Genomic DNA, 1,050 nt, shown 5'->3' with positions numbered 1-1,050 from the left:
CAACTCCCTGGAATTATTACGGTACACAAACGCAGGCCCATTCTCATTGTTGATCACCAAATCCAAATCACCATCACCATCCAAATCAGCATAGGAAGCACCATTTGAAAAGCTTTCCTGTGTTAATCCCCACTCCTTGCCAGTATCCGCAAATCGAAGATTCCCTTTATTAATAAATGCTTTATTGGGTAAGGGATTAACAGGTATATGCCGCAGTACGGAGTCAACATTCTCTTTGTTTCCTGATATCACCATGTTTTGAACTACATCATTGGCAAAGAAATCCATGAAGTCAAGATTAGTTACATCTTTATTTACTCCATTACACACAATAATGTCATTGAGACCATCATTGTTTGCATCGAAGAAAAGTGCACCCCAACTCCAGTCAGTGGCAGATACCCCACTGTAATAAGATGTTTCCAGGAATTTTCCATTCCTGTTATTGACCATTAAACAATTTTGCATGAACTGATGATAAAGTCCCACATTCAGCCTGGCCCTGTAGAGATCAATATTATCAAAGGCCCCAAGCGTCTTTAACCTGTAATCATCAGCAGGAAGCATGTCTGTGGTAAAAATATCCGGGTAACCATCATTATTGATGTCACTGATATCTGCACCCATCGAAGAAAAGCTGTTATGCTCCATGCAGTTTTCCAGTTCATCTTTGAATGTTCCATTCTTTTGATTGATGTACAGGTAATCTCTTTCATAGGAATCATTAGCTACATATACATCAGGATAACCATCCAGGTTGATATCACCGACAGATACGCCAAGGCCGAAACTCATTAATGTACCATGAATGCCTGCCTGCTGGCTTACTTCCACGAACTTCCCACCATCGTTCCTGAACAAGTGATCTCCACCTCCTTTTAAAAAACTGGCAACGGGCCACTGTGCATCTGGAGTATTACGCCTGTTGTCATAACCAAGGCTGTTAATGGGCATAGGGCTGTTATTGATCAAAAAGCAGTCGAGGTCACCATCAAGGTCATAATCAAAGAACGAAGCCTGTGTGCAATAACCTGAGATATCCAACCCATA

The 1,050-nt window shown here is 41.3% G+C and carries 1 protein-coding gene; it reads right to left on the bottom strand.

The window, feature by feature from the left end; translation table 11 throughout:
• Positions 1 to 1,050, bottom strand: a 1,050-nt coding sequence (locus tag BP74_RS21645) for an FG-GAP repeat domain-containing protein (protein ID WP_496377656.1), incomplete at both ends; no start/stop codon positions are given.

Source organism: Flavisolibacter ginsengiterrae DSM 18136 (assembly GCF_059568575.1).
Note: the sequence above shows the minus strand (reverse complement) of the source record. Positions and strands in the feature narration are given on the sequence as shown.